The 2038-nt window shown below is 68.5% G+C and carries 4 protein-coding genes and 1 pseudogene; all 5 read left to right on the top strand.

The genetic code is table 11. From position 1 onward, the window contains the following. A pseudogene (locus tag AC3XYG_RS14895) lies at window positions 1–202 on the top strand (dual-specificity RNA methyltransferase RlmN); the annotation flags it as partial. A 3-nt stretch (window positions 203–205) separates the two neighbouring features. Then, a complete protein-coding gene (locus AC3XYG_RS14900; RefSeq protein WP_489140622.1) occupies window positions 206–421 on the top strand; it encodes a hypothetical protein in 216 nt (71 codons plus the stop codon). Then, the gene (locus AC3XYG_RS14905) at window positions 418–687 is read left to right on the top strand and encodes a hypothetical protein (protein WP_489140623.1); all 270 of its coding nucleotides are present in this window, start codon (window positions 418–420) and stop codon (window positions 685–687) included. The genes AC3XYG_RS14900 and AC3XYG_RS14905 overlap by 4 nt, the downstream gene beginning before the upstream one ends. A gap of 9 nt (window positions 688–696) precedes the next feature. Beyond that, window positions 697–1245 carry a hypothetical protein gene (locus AC3XYG_RS14910; RefSeq protein ID WP_489140624.1) on the top strand — a complete coding sequence of 183 codons (549 nt, stop codon included), beginning with the start codon at window positions 697–699 and terminating at the stop codon, window positions 1243–1245. Between the two features lie 96 nt (window positions 1246–1341). Continuing rightward, window positions 1342–2038 (top strand): glutathione-dependent disulfide-bond oxidoreductase (gene yghU / locus AC3XYG_RS14915; RefSeq protein WP_489140625.1); only part of this gene is annotated, 697 nt, incomplete at its 3' end.

The raw sequence follows: 2038 nt of genomic DNA on the forward strand, positions 1-2038 counted from the left end.
GTTCAACCCGTGGCCGGGCGCGCCGTTCGAATGCTCGACCAAGGAGGCGATCGACCGCTTCGCCGACATCCTGATGGAGGCCGGCTATGCCAGCCCGATCCGGACGCCGCGCGGCGGCGACATCCTGGCCGCCTGCGGCCAGCTGAAATCCGACAGCGTGCGCCAGAAGGCCTCGGCCCGCATCGCGGCGGCGGCTTCCTGATCCATGACCTTCGCTGACTTCATCTACAGCCCGGCCGGGAAGAACCTGCTGCTGTCGCTGCTGACGCTGCCGGCCTTCGTGCTGATCCTGAAGCGCGCCGGCCTGTCGCGCGCCTGGGCCCTGCTGGCGCTGGCGCCGAGCATCGGCATCATGCTGGTCTTCGCGGTGCTGCTGTTCCGGCGCTGGCCGGCGATCGCGGCGGCGGAGGCCAAGCGGTGAGCGACATCCTGGATGTCCTGACGACGATCTACGGCCCGGCCTGGATGGGGATGATGCCGCATTGGGGCACCAACCTGGTCATCGGCATCTACATCGTCATGCTGATGAGCTTCGCCGGCTACGCGCTGGTCAAGGCGCGGGTGACGCCGCTGTGGTCGATCCTGCTGCTGATACCGCTGGTCTCGGTGTTCGTGGTCTGGGCCATCGCCTTCATCCGCTGGCCCCGGCTGGACGGGCCGCGGCCGCACATCGTCCATCGCGGCTGACGCGATACCATGGGGCTCCGCCGCCTCGGCGTGGCGCTGCTGCTGGCGGTCCTGGCCGGATCGGCCTCTGCCGCAGATGACATCCAGGGCTGGCAGGGCCTGACCTGGGGCATGACGCCGGCCCAGGTCGCCGCCGCGCTGCCGCAGGCGGTGAAACTGGCCCCGCCGCGGGATTTCGGACCATTCACCGCCGGTTGGCTGATGCGGGACGTGGTCGTCGGCGGCATCGCCTTCGACATGCTGCCGGAAATCGACCGCCGCAGCGGCCGGCTGGCCCAGATCCTGTTCGAGCGCCGGCCGCCGATCCCCGGCCCGTCCGAACTGCAATCCTTCGTCAACGACCTCGCGGCCCGGATGGGCCCGCCGACGCAGGATTGCGTCGACGGCGCCGGCGTGGCGACGCAGCTCTGGCGCCTCCCATCGGCCCAGGTGGTGCTGACCTTCGTCGATTTCAGCGCCGATGGCAGCCAGGGCCGGCTGAACCGGCTGCTGCTGCGCTATACCGCCGCGGATCACGCGCCGCCGTCGCCTTGTGAACGGGGCAAACCCAGAACGTGAACGCGATGGCAACGGAAACGCTTCTATCTGCAACGATCGCGTTCTAGGGTCGGGGCGCATTGCGATTCACACGCCGCCCCATCGGGAGCATCGAGCATGAGCAGTTCGTCCGAATACACGCCGCCGAAGGTCTGGGTCTGGGAACAGGGTAGCGGCGGGCAATTCGCCAACATCAACCGGCCGATCGCCGGGCCCACGCATGACAAGGAACTGCCGGTCGGCAAGCATCCCTTCAAGCTCTACTCGCTGGGGACACCGAACGGCCAGAAGGTCTCGATCCTGTTCGAGGAGCTGCTGGCGGCGGGCCACAGCGGCGCGGAATACGACGCCTGGCCGATCAAGATCGGCGATGGCGACCAGTTCGGCAGCGGCTTCGTCGACATCAACCCGAATTCGAAGATCCCGGCACTGCTGGACCGCAGCGGCCCGACCCCGGTCCGGGTGTTCGAATCCGGCGCCATCCTGGTCCACCTCGCCGAGAAGTTCGGCGCCTTCCTGCCGAAGGACGGGCCGGCGCGGGCCGAAACCCTGTCCTGGCTGTTCTGGCAGATGGGCAGCGCGCCGTTCCTCGGCGGCGGCTTCGGCCATTTCTACGCCTATGCCCCGGTCAAGATCGAATACGCGATCAACCGCTACGCCATGGAGTCGAAGCGCCAGCTCGACGTGCTCGACCGGCGCCTGGCCGAGAGCGAATACGTCGCGGGCGGCGAGTACAGCATCGCCGACATGGCGATCTGGCCCTGGTATGGCGGCGTCGCCCTCGGCCGGACCTATGGCGCGGCCGAGTTCCTCG

The sequence above is a fragment of the Inquilinus sp. genome, assembly GCF_057815775.1.

Coding starts and splice junctions, on each gene's coding strand:
- AC3XYG_RS14900 (WP_489140622.1), top strand. CDS start 206: ATGACCTTCGCTGACTTCATCTACAGCCCGGCCGGGAAGAACCTGCTG.
- AC3XYG_RS14910 (WP_489140624.1), top strand. CDS start 697: ATGGGGCTCCGCCGCCTCGGCGTGGCGCTGCTGCTGGCGGTCCTGGCC.